14 protein-coding genes are annotated in these 19430 nt (G+C 63.4%); all 14 read right to left on the reverse strand.

Going from position 1 to position 19430, the window contains the following annotated elements; all coding sequences use genetic code 11:
- Nucleotides 1-39 precede the first annotated feature (39 nt).
- Nucleotides 40-585: a hypothetical protein gene (locus ACZRMO_RS12900; protein WP_463973319.1), complete on the reverse strand. Its 546-nt coding sequence runs from the start codon at nt 583-585 to the stop codon at nt 40-42.
- A gap of 163 nt (nt 586-748) precedes the next feature.
- Complete coding sequence (locus tag ACZRMO_RS12905) at nt 749-1075, reverse strand: hypothetical protein (protein ID WP_463973105.1); 327 nt, start codon at nt 1073-1075, stop codon at nt 749-751.
- Nucleotides 1076-1099: 24 nt separating this feature from the next.
- Nucleotides 1100-1405: a hypothetical protein gene (locus tag ACZRMO_RS12910; protein WP_463973106.1), complete on the reverse strand. Its 306-nt coding sequence runs from the start codon at nt 1403-1405 to the stop codon at nt 1100-1102.
- A gap of 11 nt (nt 1406-1416) precedes the next feature.
- On the reverse strand, nt 1417-9186 hold the full coding sequence (locus ACZRMO_RS12915) for a hemagglutinin repeat-containing protein (protein ID WP_463973107.1): 7770 nt from the start codon (nt 9184-9186) through the stop codon (nt 1417-1419).
- A gap of 24 nt (nt 9187-9210) precedes the next feature.
- On the reverse strand, nt 9211-9732 hold the full coding sequence (locus ACZRMO_RS12920; protein WP_463973108.1) for a toxin-activating lysine-acyltransferase: 522 nt from the start codon (nt 9730-9732) through the stop codon (nt 9211-9213).
- Between the two features lie 11 nt (nt 9733-9743).
- Nucleotides 9744-11450, reverse strand: coding sequence for a ShlB/FhaC/HecB family hemolysin secretion/activation protein (locus ACZRMO_RS12925; RefSeq protein ID WP_463973109.1), 1707 nt, complete (start codon nt 11448-11450; stop codon nt 9744-9746).
- 376 nt (nt 11451-11826) lie between these two features.
- Entirely contained in the window at nt 11827-12219 is a 393-nt protein-coding gene (locus ACZRMO_RS12930; RefSeq protein ID WP_017735235.1) for a DUF2802 domain-containing protein, read from the reverse strand.
- Nucleotides 12220-12705 carry a chemotaxis protein CheW gene (locus tag ACZRMO_RS12935; RefSeq protein ID WP_017735234.1) on the reverse strand — a complete coding sequence of 162 codons (486 nt, stop codon included), beginning with the start codon at nt 12703-12705 and terminating at the stop codon, nt 12220-12222.
- Nucleotides 12706-12785: 80 nt separating this feature from the next.
- Nucleotides 12786-13571 carry a CheW domain-containing protein gene (locus tag ACZRMO_RS12940; RefSeq protein ID WP_463973110.1) on the reverse strand — a complete coding sequence of 262 codons (786 nt, stop codon included), beginning with the start codon at nt 13569-13571 and terminating at the stop codon, nt 12786-12788.
- Complete coding sequence (locus ACZRMO_RS12945) at nt 13571-14359, reverse strand: ParA family protein (protein ID WP_124526494.1); 789 nt, start codon at nt 14357-14359, stop codon at nt 13571-13573. The genes ACZRMO_RS12940 and ACZRMO_RS12945 overlap by 1 nt, the downstream gene beginning before the upstream one ends.
- A 50-nt stretch (nt 14360-14409) precedes the next feature.
- A complete protein-coding gene (motD, locus tag ACZRMO_RS12950; protein ID WP_207045181.1) occupies nt 14410-15303 on the reverse strand; it encodes a flagellar motor protein MotD in 894 nt (297 codons plus the stop codon).
- Nucleotides 15304-15312: 9 nt separating this feature from the next.
- Nucleotides 15313-16053, reverse strand: a complete 741-nt coding sequence (locus ACZRMO_RS12955) for a flagellar motor protein (protein ID WP_124526496.1) — start codon at nt 16051-16053, stop codon at nt 15313-15315.
- Nucleotides 16053-17180 carry a protein-glutamate methylesterase/protein-glutamine glutaminase gene (locus ACZRMO_RS12960; protein WP_463973111.1) on the reverse strand — a complete coding sequence of 376 codons (1128 nt, stop codon included), beginning with the start codon at nt 17178-17180 and terminating at the stop codon, nt 16053-16055. Before ACZRMO_RS12960 ends, ACZRMO_RS12955 begins: the two co-directional genes overlap by 1 nt.
- A gap of 48 nt (nt 17181-17228) precedes the next feature.
- Entirely contained in the window at nt 17229-19430 is a 2202-nt protein-coding gene (locus ACZRMO_RS12965; protein WP_463973112.1) for a chemotaxis protein CheA, read from the reverse strand.

Below are 19430 nucleotides of genomic sequence, written 5' to 3' on the forward strand. Positions count from 1 at the left end.
CGGAAAAAAAGCCATGGTGACGCAAATTAATTGCGCCGGTCAGAAATTATCCATCGCGTTGCACATCGGGACCTTGCTCACCGGCGTCGGTTCGATCCGCTGCCATTGCTTGCCGTCCACCGGCAACTCGTCGAGCAGGAACGAACAATCCGCCGACATCGACGCCTGCACCATGTAATCGCGCCCGGGCTTGGGCACGAACGTCATGGTCTTGGCGCACTGGCGGGAGTATTGCAGCCGCCCCAGGTAATGGAACGCGATCGGCTTGTTCGCTGGTACCACCAGCTCCGATGTGACCGCGCCCGCCCAAGAGTAGATCGGGCCGGGCATACCGAGGCTGGCGCCGTTGTGGTCCGGGAAGCCGGCTTTGACCGACGCCATCACCCCCGCGCCGGGCACGCTCCAGTCCAGGCAATCACGCCCCGGCACGGCACGCACCAGGCCGTCGGTGACGAGACGCACGCGGGCGGTCTCGCCGCTTTGCGGCGGCACGTAGCCGGTGGACAGCGAACGGATGTTCGCCACCTGGCCGCAACCGACGAGCGCCAACAGCAGCACGGCGGGGATAACAGGCAACAGTCTCATCTGCATAAGTACTCCATGAAAACGCTGAACCTGTGGCGAGGGAGCTTGCTCCCGCTGGAGTGCGAAGCACTCCCTTTTTAAACAAAGAGCGGGTCCGCTTCGCGGCCCAGCGGGAGCAAGCTCCCTCGCCACAGGTTCAGTGTTCATCCTTAACGGACGGGCGTCAGGGCTGGCGGCAGTTCTGGTTGACCGAAAGGTTCGGCGCCGGCTCATAGCTCACGCGCTGCAAGCCATCGGCGTCCTGGAACAGGAAGTACTTGACGCGGCAGTCCTTGAACATCGGCGAATAGCCCTCGGCCCGGAAGCCCTGGCCATCGACCTGCTTGGTCACGGTGTTGTTGCGGCTGACCACGGCAAGGACCTTCTGATAACTGTCACCCATGTTCACCCCGGGCTCGCCGGTGATGGCCGCCGACGAGGCGCAACCGCCCAGGGTGGTTGCCGCCAGCGCCAGTGCGGCGCCGTACAGTCCATTGCGTAAAGTGTTCATTGCGTGTGTCCTTTGGGTGATGGATTAGCGGCGGCCTTCGCACACCGGTGATTCGCCGATGCGGCCGAGCTTGCACGGGTCCAGATCGTCCTTGCGATAAAAACCCGCATCCTTCATGCAGTAGAAGCGCGTGAGCACCACATCGATTGGCGATTTATCACCCACGCCATCCAGGTTGGTATACCCGCAAGCGCGCATTGCGTCGTCGACACCCTGCTGGGAAACGCCCTTCTTTTTCCATTGGGTGTAGTCCCCTGGAGGCGGCTGGAAGGGTGTACAAGCGCCAAGTGCCAAAAGGCCGAAGCTCAACATCACAGCGTACTTGAACATTTGCGGCTTCCTCATGATTGCGGGACCTTGACGAACTCTGGCTTGCCCGTCGGCGACTGGTCCCAGTATTTTTGGCACGCGGTTCCGCCATTGCCGTAGCAGTTATGCACCGTGTTCTCAGCACCAAAGACCTTCAACCACTCCCACAAGCGATTACTGCCATCGGGAATGTTGCCGCCAGTCCCCGGGTTGAACCCAACGCCCGGTGTGCGGGCAACGGGGTCGAAGTCATGGTTCTGATACTGCAATATCAACTTGTCGCGCTGCTCTGCAGAGGTGATGTTTGTACGGTCCTGCAATACCCCCAATAGCGTATCGGCCTTTTTCACCCCATACGCTGCCCCAAAGAAGTTCATCGACGTATCACCCAACAGCCCAACGTTTGCCGGGTCACGTGTCAACGAGTCCATAGCATTACCCGTGGTCATGGTGCCACGGCTATGCCCATCGATATGCAACCCGCTCTGACCGAACTGGACCATGTATTCCTTGGTCTGTACCGTCGCGTTGGACAGGCCCCAGAAATCGTTTTCCAGGTTCTTCTGATACGCCGCGATCATCAACTCCGACGTGAAGTTGTTGGCCTTCTCGAAATGGATCAGGTACTGCGGCCCAGTGTCGGCCGAACTGTGTTGCTCGGCATATTTGGCAGCACCGTCGGCGTCGTTGAAAATGCCGTTGTTGGCGATATGTACCTTGCCGTCCGGGCCAGGCTTGAGGTGCTGCTTTTCTTCGTCGCTCAACTCGCGGTACTGAACCTTCTTGTCGTCGCCCAGCAGCGCCTTGCCATCTTTGTCCTTCAACACCTCATACACCCGCGCCTTCTCAAGGAAGATCTTGCGATACGCCTCATCCGCCAGCATCGACACCTGGTTGTAGAACTCACGCTTGATCTCTTGCTCAGCCTCGACCTTGCGCCCCATCTCCGCCACATCCAGGCGCTCCACGGCAACATGGGCAGCCTCGGTATTGCGGTTGAGGTTGGCAATCGTCTGGTCAACGGTCATCCCGGCGACCACGCGCTGGCGCTCGGCATTGGTGATGACCAGGGTGCCGGCGCTGATGGCGCTGCGGGTGTCGCTGGCGGCGGAGTCGGAATCCGAACCGTTGGCGAGGCTGTTGGCGAGCAGCGCCTTGGCCGTGCCGAGCTTGCCGTCGAGCATGTCCGAACTGAGCTCCACCCCGGAAGTCTTGACGCTGGCTTCGGAGGTGTTGTGGATGTCGGCCACGGTCAGCGTGCCGGTGGTCAGGCTGTTCTTGCCGTCGGCGATAGCCTTGTCGGTGCTGGAAATCACGCCGCCCTTGAGGTCGGTGTTGCCGCGCACGTTGAGGTCGAAACCGCCGTCGCCGGCGCGAATGCCCGATTGCTCGATGACGCTGGCAAAGTTGGACTTTTGCTTGGTGTTGCTGGAGCTGAAGCTGGCCGTCGCGGCACCCGCGCAGACCGGCGGGATGCAGATGCTGATGCCGGCGCTCATGCTCTTCTGCTCGGAGGCAAATTTGCTGGTGTCTTGCAGGCTCTCGATGTTCAAGTCGCCGCCGACGTCGGCCTTGACCTTGTCGGCCGAGACCACCGCGCCACGCAGGGTGGTGTCCTTGCCGGACACCAGGGTGGCCTGATTGCCCGCGGTCACATGGGTATTGCTCCAGACCAGGTCGTTGCCATCAGCATTGCCGCGGCTTTGGGACGCCGACGCGTTGAAGCTCAAGCCGTTTTTCTCGCTGCCAAAGGAGATACCAATCCCCAGGCTGCCGTTCACGCTTTTATTGGTGCTGTGCTGCTCGATGGTGTTCTGCGCACCCGCCAGCAGGATATTGCCATCGGCCTTGAGCAACGCATCGTTGCCCGCAGTGATCTGGCTGCCCTGCACCGTCAGGTCGTTATTGCGCTTGCCGCCCGTGGCCACAATCGACACATCATGCCCCGCCGCCACCGTCGAACCGGCGGCGGTGTTGGACGTTTGCTCGCTTTTGTTCTCGCTCTTGTTCATGCCCAGGGCGATGCTCAAGTTGATCCCACCCGCCGCTGCCGGGTCAGCCATCACTTGGGTATGGGCTTCGCTGGCGGCCCACGCAGTGTTCAGCGCGGCCAGGGTTTTCATGCGTTTGTCGTCGGTGCGTTCGGCGGCCTTGTTCATGCGCTGACCGGTCTGCACGGCGTTGACGATCGGGTTGGTCAGGGTCAGGCTCACGCCGGTCTGCTTGAAGCGTTGCTCCTGCTGCTGCGCGGCGAGGTTGCGCGCTTCGAGGATATTCACCTCGGACGCATCAATCGACACATCCCCCTTCGGCGCGCTGACATTGCTACCCACCTGGCGGTATTCGCCACCGGAGCTGATCAGCACGTTGCCATCGGTGGAACCCACACTGCTGGCGGCGGCCGTGGTCTGCTGGCTGCTGTTCTTGTTGGTCTGTTGCTGCGAGCCGATGGTGACGGCAATCGCGCCGCCGCTGAACATGCCGCTGGTCTTCACGTCCTTGGTGTGTTTTTCGTCGAGGGTCTCGGTGGCCGCCAAGACCTTGATGTCATTGCCCGCCACCAGCGCAGTGCCCGAGGTCGAGACCACGTTGCTGCCGGTAATGGTGATGTTGTTGCCGGCTTGCATCACCGCCTGCTCGCCGCTGAAGGTCGAGCCTTGCGCAGTGGTCTGGGCCACCGTGTCGCGGGTGGTGGTGGTCTTGCTGGAGAACATGCCGTTGCTGCCCTTGACCTTGTGCGCCTCGTCCGCCGTGCTGAAGCGCTCGCTGGCCTCAACGTTGATATCGCGGTTGGCGCTGACGGCCACGGCACCAGTGTCACTGTTGACCAGCGCGCCGCGTGCCTGCACGTCACGCCCGGCGCCCAGGCGGATATCGCCAGTGGCTTGTACCGAGCTGCCGACTTCGCTGCGCCCGGCTTCCTTGCGCCAGTTGTCGCCATCCCATTGGTTGGACTGGGTGAAGGACTCGTTCACCGTGCTCAAGGTGATGTCGTTGCCCGCCACCAGCGCGGTCTTGCCGCCGACGCCGGTGTTGCTGACCTGGGCCGCTTGCAGGTTGATGTTGTTGCCGGCGGTGGCAATCAGGTTGGCCGCCGGTGCCGACACATACAGCCCCGCCACCCGCGACAAGGCCGTGCGGGTGCCCTGCGCGCTCTCGCTGTCGGTGGTGATCGAACGCACATTGATGTCGTTGCCGGCACTCAAGGCCAGGCGACTGTTGGCGCTGATCAGGCCGCCGATGTTGTTCAGGTCCTGGCTGGCATTCAACGACACGTCGTTGCCCTGGATGCGCCCGCCAAGGTTGTTGAGGTTCTGCACGCTGACGTTGACGCCATCGTGCCCGGAAAGGCTGCCGCTGTTGACCAGGTCACCGCGCACGTCGAGGTTCAAGGTGCGGCCGGCCATCAGTGCGCCGGAGCCGTCGATGTCACCTTCGCGCACCCGCACATACACCTGCGGCACCAGCACCTTGCGCACTTCGCCGCTGGCCAGGGTCACGTCCTTGGACACCAGCCACACGATATCGCTGGTCAACTGCGCCATTTGCGCGGCGGTCAGCGCCACGCCCGGGATCAGCTTCCACTGATCGGCCAGGGTCACGGCGCTGTCGATCATGCCGCGATACTGCGCTTCGTCACTGGCATAGCCATCGACAAAACGGCGCCCGGTGAGTTGGGCGACTTGTTCGCGGATCAGCTTCTGCTCGTAGAAACCGTCGCCGAGGCGCTGTTGGGTACCGGCTGGGTCAAGGTTCAGGCGTTCGAGCATGTAGTCCGAGGACAGCCACTTGCCGTAGTTGGCGAAGCGCGGATCGGTCTCCACCAGGTAACCGGCAGTGCTGTTGGGGTTGATCTGGTACAGGCTGCTGTTGGGCAGGTCCGGGTTGAAGCCACCGGTGCGGATCTGCTCCACCGCGCCGCCGGCGTTCTGCTGGGTCAGCGCTTGCACTTCGCTGATCGGGCTCACCGCATAGGTGCGCCCGGCACCGGCCAGATCACCCGTGCCGGCCGCGCTGTCGGTGACCTTGGCCAGCACCAGTGCGCCGACCTGGGTGCCGGTGCCGTTGATGGCCGCGTACTCGGTAAACACCGTCGGTTTCAGCGAGATCTGCTCGATCAACGGCGCCGGGGTATACGCCGTGACGTTAAGGCCCTGGCGGTCACGGCCTTTGCGCTGGATACGGTAGTAGCTGGCCAACGTGCCGCTGTCGGAAGTGACTTTCTGGCCGCTCAATTCGGTGTTGATGACCGAACCGACGCTGGCATTCAGCGCCTGGCCGGCGATGATCCGGCTCTTGTCGTTGAACACCTGGTCGGCAATCAGGTTGATGTTGCCACCGGCGAGGATCTGCGCCGGGTCCGAGGCGACGATCTGCGTCTCGGTGACGGTGCGGTTGTAGTCGTAGCGGAGCCAGCGCGTGCCGTAGCCTTCCGGGGTAACCAGGTGCAGGACCTCATCGTTGTACAGCGAGATCTGCCCCGGCAGGTAGCGGTTGGTCGAACCCGACAGCAGGTACTCCTGCAACGCCTGGGTGGACACCTGCACTTGCTGGGTGGCGAAGTGTTCGTTGGTGTTGTTGATCTGCTTGGCGTTGACGGTCAGGCTGCCCAGCGCTTCGACGGTGGCACTGGCGTTGTTCAGCACCTGCGCCTGGCCCGTGGCCTGGTCATTGGCATCCAGGGCGCCGCCGATCAGCAGGTTGCCGGTGCTGAAGATCAAACCGTGCTCGCGGTTGTTGATGACCTGCGCGCCGATATCCAGGCGGTTGCGTGCGGCAATCGTCGCGGCGGATGCGCCTTCCAGCGTGTTGTTGACGGTACCCGCGGCAATCGCCAGTTGATCGCCATAGATGCGCCCGGTGCCAAGGTTGTTCAGGGTGGCGGTGGTCAGGCGCGTGGCTTCGCCGTCGATCAGGCCACGGTTGTCCAGTTGCGTCGCCGCGTTGACCTGCACTTTGGGTGCACTGATCACGCCGCTGGCGGTGTTGTCGACAACGTTGGCGTCCAGGCGCAGCAAGTTGCCGGCCTGCAGCGCGCCCTGGTTGGTCAGGCGCCCGCTGGTGGCCAGCGACACGTTGCCGTTGGCCTGGAACAGGCCGCTGTTGACGAAGTCCTGGGTCAGGCGGAACGTCAGGTCACCCAGGCTGAGGACCTTGCCGTTGCCGCCATAGCTGGCGCTGTCGAGCAGCAGCGATTGCCCGGCAATCAGCGTACCGGCGCCGTTATTGATGGCCTGGCGCTTTTGCGCGAGGTCACGATCGGCCACGGTCAGCGTGCTGCCGGCCGAGATGATCCCCTGTTCGTTGTCCAGGGTGCCGCTGCCGGTGACGCTCAGCGTCGTGTCGGAGACGATCGAACCGCTGCGGTTGCTGACGCTGTCCACGTCCAGCGCGACAGACTGGCCCTTGATGCCCTGGTTGGCGCCTTGGGTGCTGTTGTTGTCCACACTGGCGGCGGTCAACAGCAGGTGCCCGTCGGCACGCAACAGACCGGCCTGGTTGCTCAGGTGCTGGGCGTTGACGTCGAGGGTGGCGGCGCTGCCGATAAAACCCTGGTCGTTGAGCAACTGGCCCGCACGCACGGTCACGTCGCGCTGGCCGAGGATGCCACCGGTGCTGCCGGAATTGCGGTTGCTCAGTTGCTGGCCGTGGGTGTCGATCTTCAGGCTAGACTTGGCCTGCACGATGCCGCCGTCGTTGTTCAGCACGCCGCTGTCGACGGTCAGGGTATCGCTGGCATTCAGGGTGCCCTGGGCGTTGTTCAGTTGCTGGCCCTGGGTGTTGAGCAACAACTGCGCGCCGGTGATCACGCCGCTGCTGTTGTTCAGGCCTTGGGCGTTGAGGGTCAAGGCCTTGGCGGCTTCCAGACGGCCGCCGGTGTTGTCGAGCGCCGTTGCGTCGCTGTTGAGCAGCAGGTCGCCCGCCACCGAACCCAGGGTGCCGCCCTGGTTCAGCACGCTGCCGGCCTTGACCGTCAGCGTCTGCGTGGCCGCGACGGTGCCCTTGGCGTTGTTCAATTGCGCGGCGGTGACTCCCAGCGCGCCGCCGGCGGTGATCTGCCCGTTGCTGTTGTCCAGGGTGCCGCCGTTGAGGGTCAACTGCGCGGCGCTCACCAGCTTGCCGTTGCCGTTGGCCAGGTGCTGGCGTGCGGTGACGGACAAGTCGCCAAGCGCACCGGACTGCACCAGGCCGCTGCCGTTGTTCAGGCTGTCGGCACTGACGTCGAGGCCGCCGCCGCTGGCGAGGATGCCGCTGCTGTTGTCGAGGTTGCGCGTGACGGTCACGCGCATGCCGGCGTTGCCGGTCTGCACCCATTTGCCGCCGACGTTGGACAGGTCCAGCGCCGTGACGCCGATCTGCGCCGCGCCGACCTGGGCGGCATCGCTGAGCAGGGCTTGATTGGCGTTGGCGGTCAGGGCCTGGCTGGCGGTGACGCGGCTGCGGCGCAGGTCCAGGTTGCCAGCGGTGCTGGTCAGGTCGACGGTCTGGGCCGAGGTCTGGCTGTCACTGAGGTCAACCTGCGCGGCGCTGGCGGTGAGCTTTTGCGCCGCAAGGTTCTGCCCCTTGGCCGTGATCGTGCCGGCCGAAGTCAGGGTCAACGAGCCGCTGTCGCCCAGCTTGCCGGTGCTGTCGACGCCCGCCGCGAGTGCGGAACCGGCATGGCTGCGAATCGCACCCTTGGCGGTCAGGCGGGCATCGCCCTGGGCGGACGCAATGCCCTTGTTGTCGATATCGGCGGCCGTATTCAGGTCCAGATTGCCTTGGGCGTACAGCGTGCCGCTGTTGTCGATGCCCTTGTCAGCCGTGGCCGTCAGCTGGGTGGCGCTGCTGATCTGGCCACGGTTTTCAATACGCCCGTCACTGCCAATCACCACTTCACCGGCGCTGGAGCCGATCTGCCCGGCGTTGCGCACGCCGACGCCGGCGCCGTTGCCCACCAGGGTGATCTTGCCGGCATACATGCCGCCCAGTTGCGCCACGTCGATGGCAACGGCAGGTGTGTCTGCGGGCGCGGCACCGGTGGTGCCGGCCTTGATGGTCAGGTCCTTGGACCAGATGCCCGCGTTCACTTCGACCGTGCGCGCAATGATCTCGGTGTAGTCGGCGCGGCTGGTGTCCATGCCTTCGCCACCGATGCTGATCTTGCCGCCCGAGACCTGGTAGCCGCTGATCAGGCCGTTCTCGAACTGTGCGCGCCCGGTGGTCAGCGTGGCGCGGTCGGCGTTGATAAAGCCACAACCTTCGCAGGCGATGCCCGACGGGTTGGCAATCACCACCTGGGCCTTGGAACCGGCCACTTCGACAAACCCGCGCAACTGGCTCGGGTTGCTCGAATTGACTTCGTTGAGAATCACCCGCGCGCTGCCGTTGGCCAGCGCGCGGTTGCCTTCGATCCAGCCGGCCAGTTGGGTCTGGCTGTTGGTCGCGGCGTTGTTGAGGATCACCCCGCGCTTGTCCACGTCAAACTGCGAATAGGTGTTGCGCGACACACCTGCGTCGCTCGGGCGGGTAATGTCCACCACCGGCGCGCCATTGCCTGCGGCACCAATGGTCGGACGCTGGCCCGCCGGTGCCGAGCCATCGGCCACGATCTGCGCCTGCACCGGCGCCACCAGGGTGACCCAGCCCATGCCCACCATCAGCGCAAAGCGCAGCGGCGTGAGGGTTGCGGTGACCGGGCTGACCGGGGACACGCCGCGCGTGGTGCCGGGGGCCTTGCAGGCGCTCTTGACGTTCTCGGCCACCACCATCAGCAGGCCGCGGGCCTTGTTGAATACAACTCGAAACAGATGCTTATTCATGCAGATCCTTTGCGCGGTGGCTGATCAGAGCGCGTCGCTGGGTAACGGGTGAGTGGCAAACCAGGCTTGCGCCTCCAGGTCCAGGACGGCGATGCCCTGGAAATTCAAGACGCGCAAGCCGCGCTCTTCGCCTTTGTGGTGCAGCGCGCGGAACACCTTGGTGGGCCACAAGCGGCGGCGCAGCAAGCTGCTGATACGCTGGGTGTGGCCAAACGGTGCGACCCAGTCGTTGATCCACATCCGCTCGCCGCTGTCCCAATCCTCTGCTGGCAGGCACACCGCCGGCGTGCGCAGGTAGCGCGCCTCGGCGTCGGCACTGAGGTTGAGCCACGACAGGAAAAACACCGGCCGCCCGCCTTCGCTGATCAAGATGAACTGGCGCCGCTTGATCGCCGGCAGCAACAGCGTCGACAGGCTGTGCAACGGCGCATCGCGATGGGCCGCCGAGTGCATCCACAGCCACACCGCCGAACCCAGCACCTGGGCTTCGTCGATGGGGCTGTCGGCCCGCTCGGGGGCGAGCACTTCCAGGGTGTCGTGGTGCATGCTGGCCTCCTTCAAAATGACCAGTTGGCGCTGAAGCCACTGGTCACGTCGGCGGTCTGGAAACCCTTGGGTTTTTCCAGGGGCTTGCCGGTGTAGATGTCATAGGAAAACTGCTTGTAGCCGCCGCGCAGGCCCACCACCGCACCGGCCAGGCGCCGGCCCGAGAGGTACTGGGTGGAATGCCCGCCGACTTCGCCATAGTCCACGCCCAGGTAAAGTTCCTGGCCGGTGTTGGCCAGGCTCAGGCCGAGGTCGTTGCTGAAGGTCCAGCCGCGTTCGGCCGAAAGAATCTGCTCGCCGTCAAAGCCGCGCACGGTGTAGCGCCCGCCAATCGAAAAGCGGTCCTGGGGAATCAGCGGCGTGCGGTTCCACTGCCCGCGCCAGCCGGCGATGTAGCGCAGGCGCTGGTCGGCCAGGGTGAATGGCAGCTGCAATTGGGCGTTGGCGGTAATGATCTGCGAGCGCGAGGTGCCTTCGCCGTTTTCCTCTTCAGGCGCGCGCAATGCATCGCGGGCGCCGGTGCCACGGCGATAGCCGACACCGAGGTCGAGGGTACTGGCGCCAATGAATTCACGGTGGTTGATCCCGGCCTGCCAACCGGCCATGCGCCGGCGTTGCAGTTCGATTTCGGTGTCTTCGATGTAGTTGCTGGAGGTGCGGCTCCAACCGCCGACCGACACGGTGGTCTTGCGCACCGCATCGCGGTAGATCACCCGCGACAGCTGCACCTCATTGGTCCGGCTGCGGCCACTGTAGGAATACGCCTGGTTCACCCCGGCAATCGTCTGGTGGTAGTCGTACTCGCTGGACGTCAGGCTCAACTGCCAATAGTCGTAGGGCACCGAGTAATGCACGGTGTGGCCCTTGGAGCCGCGATCGCCACTCTGACCGCCGCCCAAGTCATGGTTGAAGCTGATGTAGAACAGGTCGTTGAGGCTGGCCAGGTTGTCCAGCGACAGCGCGACGTTGCCTTGGTACTTGCCGGTCTGCTTGCTGCCGGAATCGTCCACCGACAGGCTGACGCGCACCGGGATCGCCTGCTTCCAGGCAATCACCACATCGCTTTCACCGGGCTGCGCATCCGCGCCTTCGGCCGGGGTGATCTGCACGTCGGCTTCGGCCGTGGGCACGCGCTTGAAGTTCTCCAGCGCCTGCTCGATATCGCGCAGGTTCAGCACATCGCCAGGCGATGCGGGCATGGCGTTCCAATAATTGGCGCGGGCGGAGGTGCCTTCGGCAAAGCGGATGTGCTTGATCCGACCCGGCACCAGCACCAGCGACAGCGTGCCCTGGTTCAAATCCTGGGCCTCGGCGAGGACACGGGTGGTGATGAAACCCTTGGCGATGATCGCGTTTTGAATGCGCTTCATCGTCAGGTTGATACCGGCAGAACCGACACAACGCCCTTGCACCGGATCGTCTGCCGGGTTGGCGGCACGCAGGGCCCACTGGAAGTCTGCGGCCTGGTCGCCACTGAGCACGACGCGGTCGATCTTGAAGCACGGCGTTTCATTGCGTGGCAAACGCAAGTTGCCGGCGCTGTCCAGCGGCGCTTCCAGACGCACGTCAGGGGATTGCTCCAACTGCTCGCGCTGGGCGCGTTCACGTTGTTGCTGCAGGAGTAATTGTTGGGCAGGCGCTTGCGGTTCAGCCGCCAATGCCGCTGCGCTGGTCAGGAAACCGACAAGGGAACAGGTGGCGACGCAAGACTGCAGCAAAACAGACGGTTTTGTTCTAGGTAAAGCGTCGAAAGACATTTCGCATCCTTGTGAGTGAAACTTCCTACATGCGCAGGCTTGGTCACCACAAAGACATAAAAGTGCCATGGGAATGTATGGCCCTGTGACACATTTCGCAAAAACGGGGGGTTGGGAAAGGCTTGGTTTTTTGGGTGGAAGGCTCTATTTCAAGGCCTGGAGCTGATTTAAGCGAATTCGACAATAATTCAACTTTTGTACAGCTGATCGTTCCCACGCTCTGCGTGGGAATGCCGCTATGGACGCTCTGCGTCCGCTGGTGTGACGCAGAGCGTCACGGGATGCATTCCCACGCGGAGCGTGGGAACGATCAAATCAGGGCACATACAACCAGGGGTCAGCTTTTGTGCAGCTTGCTCATCAGTTGCGCCTCAGCCTGGGTCAGCCCGCAGGACTGGGTCAACTCATCCACCGTCGCCCCCATCCCCACCAACTTCGCCGCCTGGGCAAACGACAGGCTCGACGGATCACGCTGCTCAATCTGCGCCAACTTGTCCGGCAACGGCGCGAGGATCGCGCGCAGTTCATGCACCTCATCCCCTACCCGCACCGCCGTCTGCTGGTAATGATCAACCCGCTTGACCAACTCCAGCACACGCCGATCACGCACGGCGTCGCGCTCGGCCTGTTGCAGGGCCACTTCCCGTTGCTGGCGCAGATAGCGCAGCAGGAAGGCCAACGTTCCGGCCCACAACAGGGCCAGGACGATCACCGCCGCTTCAAGAAACAATCAGATGTTCTCCAGATCCGACCATTCTTCTTCGCTCATCATCTTGTCCAGCTCAACCAGAATCAGCAGTTCGCCGTTCTTGTTGCACACGCCCTGGATAAACTTGGCGGATTCTTCGTTGCCCACGTTCGGCGCGGTTTCCACTTCCGATTGGCGCAGGTAGACCACTTCGGCCACGCTATCGACCATGATGCCGACCACTTGCTTGTCGGCTTCGATGATGACGATACGGGTGTTGTCGTTGACTTCGGTCGGCACCAGGCCAAAACGCTGGCGGGTGTCGATCACGGTGACCACGTTGCCGCGCAGGTTGATGATGCCCAGCACGTAACTTGGCGCACCCGGCACCGGCGCGATCTCGGTGTAGCGCAGCACTTCCTGCACGCGCATCACGTTGATGCCGTAGGACTCGTTGTCCAGCTTGAAGGTTACCCATTGCAGGATCGGATCATCCAAACCTTGTGCGGACGCTGACTTGTTGTTCATACCCCTGACCCCTTCAAATGCCGTTATGTACGGCGTGTGTACTTCATTGGCCGCGCAACCGCACGGCCCTTATTGTTCAATCAACTGCGTGTATTGCCCGGCATCGACTTGACGGCACCGCTGGCGATCAACTCGGCCAGTTCGGATACGTCGAGCAATGCGCACATGTGTTCGATCACGGTGCCCGCCAGCCAAGGCCGCTGGCCCCGGTGGCTGCGCCATTTGATTTCGTTCGGGTCCAGGCGCAACGAGCGGCTGACTTGATGCACCGCCAGCCCCCACTCGTAGCCCTGCACCGAGATCACGTATTGCAAGCCTTGGCGGAAGTCGTCGCGGTAGCGGTCGGGCATCACCCAGCGCGCGGTGTCGAGGACTTTGAGGTTGCCGGCCTGACTGGGCAGAATGCCGAGGAACCACTCCGGTTGCCCGAACAGCGGCGTCAGCTCCTGGCCTTCCAGGGAATAGATCGAGCCCAGGCACACCAGCGGCACCGCCAGGGTCAAGCCGGCGACGTCGAACAGCAGGCATTCGAACGGCTCGGCGGCCCAGCTCGGGCGACCATCGGTGGTGACCGGCGGCGGTGTGATGCTCGGCGGCAGATGGACTTCCACCACCGGCGCGACCACCACGGGGGCCACGGGAGCCACCACGACGGGCGTGATCGGCACCACCACCTGCGCATCGCGGGCTTGTTCTTCGAGCACCGCCAACTGGAACTCATCCAGTGTGGCTGGCGGCTCCACGGCCGGCTCCAGCACCAGCAGCGGCTCGGGCAACTCTTCGGCGGTCGCGTCCTGGAGCAAGGCATCCAGGTAGGATTCCAATGCCAGTTGCGGCCGGGTCTTGAATTCGACGGGACGGTTCATCAAGCCACCTGCGCCACAAGCTGCTGGGACAGCAGGTGCTTGAGCAGCGCGCGGTAGGCCATGACGCCACGGCTCTTACCGTCGAACTGCGACGGCGTGAGCCCGGCGCGGCTGGCGTCACGCAGGCGCGTGTCCACCGGGATGTAGCCGTTCCAGATGGTCTCCGGGTAGGCATCGCGCAATACGCGCAAGGTGCCGAGGGACGCTTGGGTGCGGCGGTCGAACAGGGTCGGCACAATGCTGAACGGCAGCGCCTGTTTGCGCGAGCGGTTGATCATCGCCAGGGTGCTGACCATGCGCTCCAGGCCTTTGACCGCCAGGTGCTCGGTCTGCACCGGGATCACCAACTGCTGGCTGGCCGCCAAGGCGTTGACCATCAGCACGCCGAGCAACGGCGGGCTGTCGATGATGGCGTAGTCGAAGTCTTGCCACAGCTGCGCCAGGGTCTTGGCGATCACCAGGCCCAGGCCGCTTTGCCCCGGCGACTGACGCTCAAGGGTGGCCAGCGCAGTGCTGGACGGCAGCAGGGAAATACTCTCGTTGCTGGTGGGCAACAACAGTTGCCCCGGCAGGTCGGCCGGCACGCTGCCCTTGTGCAGGAACAGGTCGTAGCAGCTGTGTTCCAGCGCATCCGGGTCGTAGCCGAAATAGCTGGTCATCGAGCCGTGGGGGTCGAGGTCGACCACGACCACACGCTTGCCCGCCTCGGCCAGCAAGCCAGCGAGGGCGATGGAGGTGGTGGTCTTGCCGACCCCACCTTTTTGATTGGCAACTGCCCAGACTCTCATTCAGTTGGTTCCTCCCGGTGGGCACAGGCGCGACCGAGACATTGCATAGGTTATTGAGCCGGTGACGGAGAATTGACGGAGCTCTGCCGAACCGGCGGCGTTACCACTGCCGGTGCAGTTTGTGTGCCAGCGCGCTTCAAGGCTGCGTCCGGTGTTGCATTGGCCGTGCCGGTGCCGGTCAGGCTGCGGCGCACATCAAGGTTGCGCGACACCACCAGGACCACCCTGCGGTTCTTCGCGCGGCCTTCCACGGTGGCGTTATTCGCCACCGGCTGGAATTCGCCATAACCCACCGACGCCAGACGCCCGGGGTTCACGCCCTGCATCGCGAGCATGCGCACAATGCTCGATGCGCGCGCTGAAGACAGCTCCCAGTTGGTCGGGTACTGCGCGGTGCTGATGGGGAAATTGTCGGTAAAGCCTTCGACGTGGATCGGGTTCTCGAACGGCTTGAGGATGCCCGCCACCTTGTCGATGATGGTGAACGCCTGATCACTGGGCAGCGCATCGGCACTGGCAAACAGCAGGCTGGAATTGAGTTCGATCTCGACCCACAACTCATTGCCGCGCACGGTCATCTGGTTGGAGCTGATCAAGTCGCCAAAGGCGGCGCTGATGTCGTCGGCGATGCTTTTCAGCGGGTCGCTGGTGCCACCGACGCCAGCGGCGGTTTCGTCGCTGTCGTTGACCAGCGGCTTGGCCGGGGTCACGGTCTTGGGCCGTTCTTCACCAATGGGAATCGGCTTGAGCGAACGATCGGCGTCGTTGAACACGCCGATCAGCGCTTGGGAAATGACTTTGTACTTGCCTTCGTTGATCGACGATATGGAGTACATCACCACGAAAAACGCGAACAGCAAGGTGATGAAGTCCGCGTAGGACACCAGCCAGCGTTCATGGTTGACGTGCTCTTCAGGCTCGCGACGGCGACGGCTCACAATCATGACCTCCCATCAGTCCATGAAGCCCTGGAGCTTCAATTCGATGGAGCGCGGGTTCTCGCCCTCGGCAATCGACAGGATGCCTTCCAGCAACATTTCGCGGTAACGCGACTGGCGCTGGGCAATCGACTTGAGCTTGCTGGCCACCGGCAACAACACCAGGTTGGCACTGGCCACGCCGTAGATGGTGGCGACGAACGCCACGGCAATGCCGCTGCCCAGTTGCGAAGGGTCGGCGAGGTTGCCCATCACGTGAATCAGGCCCATCACCGCACCGATGATGCCGATGGTCGGCGCGTAGCCACCCATGCTTTCAAAGACTTTGGCGGCGTTGATATCGCGGCTTTCCTGGGTGTAGAAATCCACCTCCAGGATGCTGCGGATCGCTTCCGGCTCGGCGCCGTCCACCAGTAATTGCAGGCCTTTGCGCGCGTAGCTGTCGGGCTCGGCGTCGGCCACGCCTTCCAGGCCCAGCAGGCCTTCCTTGCGGGCGGTGAGGCTCCAGTTGACCACGCGATCAATGCCACCGGCCAGATCGACGCGCGGCGGGAAAATGATCCACACCACGATCTGCATGGCGCGCTTGAACGAGCTCAACGGCGACTGCAACAACGCGGCGCCGACGGTGCCGCCGATCACGATCAACGCGGCCGGGCCGTTGGCCAGCGCGCCAAGATGGCCGCCTTCGAGGTAGTTGCCGCCGATGATGGCGACAAACGCCATGATGATGCCGATCAGGCTCAACACATCCATTAGAGGCAGGCCTCCACCAGATGCTTGCCGATGTCGTCCAGGCTGTAGATGGCGTCAGCCAGGTCAGCCTTGACGATGGCCATGGGCATGCCATAGATCACGCAACTGGCTTCGTCCTGGGCCCAGATTGCGCTGCCGCCCTGCTTGAGCAGGCGCGCGCCTTCACGGCCGTCGGCGCCCATGCCGGTGAGCACCACCGCCAGAACTTTGTCGCCGTAGGACTTGGCTGCCGAACCGAAAGTGATATCCACACACGGCTTGTAGTTCAGGCGTTCATCGCCCGGCAGGATTTTGATCGCGCCACGGCCATCCACCATCATCTGCTTGCCACCCGGGGCCAGCAGCGCCAGGCCAGGGCGCAGGATGTCGCCATCCTCGGCTTCCTTGACGCTGATGCGGCACAGCTTGTCCAGGCGTTCGGCAAAAGCCTTGGTGAACGCGGCCGGCATGTGCTGGATCAACACGATCGGCGCCGGGAAGTTCGCCGGCAACTGCGTCAGCACGCGTTGCAGGGCCACTGGGCCGCCGGTGGACGTACCGATGGCGACCAGCTTGTAGGCTTTGCGCTTGGGCGCCGGCGAATGCGCGCTTGGCGCTGCGGTGCGAACCGGCACGGGGGCTGGCGCAGGCCGGGCCACCGGCGCAGGGGCCGGGCGACCGAACGACGATGTCGGCGCAGGCGGCGGCGCAACCGGTGCCGGCGCGGGGGCGCTGAACAGGCTGCGACGGTTACTGCGGGAAATGCTGTGGACTTTCTCGCACAGCAGTTGCTTGACCTTCTCGGGGTTGCGCGAGATGTCTTCGAAATTTTTCGGCAGGAAGTCCACCGCGCCGGCGTCCAGCGCATCGAGGGTGACTCGGGCGCCTTCGTGGGTCAGTGAGGAGAACATCAACACCGGGGTCGGGCAGCGTTGCATGATGTGGCGGACTGCGGTAATGCCATCCATCATCGGCATCTCGTAGTCCATGGTGATCACGTCAGGCTTCAACGCAATGGCTTGATCAATCGCCTCTTTGCCGTTGGTGGCCGTGCCGACCACCTGGATGCTTGGATCGGCGGAAAGAATTTCCGAGACGCGGCGGCGGAAGAAACCCGAATCGTCCACCACCAGGACCTTGACTGCCATAAACACTCCGTTAGGCGGGGCGGGCAATACCGCCCTGCCCCACCAGAATCAAATACGCCGAGCGGCGTAACGCTTGAGCATGCTCGGAACATCGAGAATCAGCGCGATCCGACCGTCACCGGTGATGGTCGCACCCGACATGCCCGGGGTTCCCTGCAGCATTTTGCCCAAAGGCTTGATCACCACTTCTTCCTGGCCAACCAGCTGATCGACGACAAAACCGATCCGCTGGGTGCCCACGGAGAGGATCACCACATGGCCTTCGCGCTGCTCTTCATGCTTGGCCGATGCCACCAGCCAGCGCTTGAGGTAGAACAGGGGCAACGCCTTGTCGCGCACGATCACCACTTCCTGACCGTCCACCACGTTGGTGCGCGACAGGTCGAGGTGGAAGATCTCGTTGACGTTGACCAGCGGGAAGGCGAACGCCTGGTTGCCCAGCATCACCATCAGGGTCGGCATGATCGCCAAGGTCAACGGCACCTTGATCACGATCTTCGAGCCCTGGCCCTTGGTCGAGTAGATATTGATCGAGCCGTTGAGCTGGCTGATCTTGGTCTTCACCACGTCCATGCCCACGCCACGGCCGGACACGTCGGAGATCTCGGTCTTGGTCGAGAAGCCTGGGGCGAAGATCAGGTTGTAGCACTCGGTGTCGGTCAGACGGTCGGCGGCGTCCTTGTCCATCACGCCGCGCTTGACCGCGATATTGCGCAGGATCGTCGGGTCCATGCCTTTGCCGTCATCGGTAATCGACAGCAGGATATGGTCGCCCTCTTGCTCGGCCGCCAGAATCACCTTGCCGTTGCGGGACTTGCCCGAGGCTTCGCGTTCTTCCGGGGTTTCGACGCCGTGGTCGACGGCGTTGCGCACCAAGTGGACCAGCGGGTCGGCCAGGGCCTCGACAAGGTTTTTGTCGAGGTCGGTTTCTTCACCCACCAGTTCCAGGTTGATCTCTTTCTTCAGCTGGCGCGCAAGGTCGCGAACCAGGCGCGGGAAGCGGCCGAAGACTTTCTTGATCGGCTGCATTCGCGTTTTCATCACGGCGGTTTGCAGGTCGGCGGTGACCACGTCGAGGTTCGACACGGCCTTTTGCATGGCTTCATCGCCGCTGCTCAGGCCCAGGCGCACCAGGCGGTTACGCACCAGGACTAGCTCGCCGACCATGTTCATGATGTCGTCCAGGCGTGCGGTATCAACCCGTACGGTGGTTTCGGCTTCACTGGCAGGCTTTTCAGCAGCGGCCGGTGCCGGTGCCGCAGCACGGGCAGGGGCTGCTGCGGCGGGCGCCGGAGCAGGTTTGGCCGCCACCGGTGCTGGGGCCTTGGCGGCTACTGGCGCTGGGGTGGCGACCGCAGCCGAGGCCGAGGCCCCCACTTCGGTGAACTTGCCCTTGCCGTGCAACTCGTCCAGCAGGGACTCGAATTCGTGATCGGAAATCAGGCCGTCAGCGGCCGGTGCTGCGGCAGCGGCTGCCGTTGGCGCCGCTGCGGCGACTTCCGGCAAGGCGTCGGCCACAAACGTGCCCTTGCCGTGCAGTTGGTCGAGCAACGCTTCGAATTCATCGTCGGTGATGTCGGTGCTGGCGGAAGCGGCAGGCGCCTCGGCAGCAGCGGCAGGCGCCACGGCGTCGGCGGCGAACTGGCCTTTGCCGTGCAACTGATCGAGCAACGATTCGAATTCGGCGTCGGTGATGTCTTCGCCCGTCGGCGCAGCCACGGCTGCCACCGGCGCTTCGGCTTCAGCCTTGACCGCGTTGAGGGAGTTGAGCAGTTGTTCGAACTCGCTGTCCGTCACATCCGCCTCGGCCTCGACCACAGGCTCGGGCGCCGCTTCTGCGACAGGCGCAGCCGAAGTGTCAGCCGGTTCGGCCAGGCGCGCCAGGGCGGCCAGCAGTTCCGGGGTGGCAGCAGTGATCGGTGCACGTTCGCGCACCTCGCTGAACATGCCGTTGACCGCATCCAGTGCTTCGAGAATCACGTCCATCAATTCCGAATCAACGTGACGCTCACCCTTGCGCAGGATGTCGAACACGTTCTCGGCGATGTGGCAGCACTCCACCAGCTCATGGAGCTGGAGGAAGCCGGCGCCCCCTTTTACAGTGTGAAAACCGCGAAAAATTGCATTGAGCAGGTTCGCATCATCCGGTCGGCTTTCCAGCTCGACCAGTTGCTCGGACAACTGCTCTAAAATTTCGCCGGCCTCTACAAGGAAATCCTGAAGGATTTCTTCATCGGCGCCGAAGCTCAT

The sequence above is a fragment of the Pseudomonas sp. B611 genome, assembly GCF_055407965.1.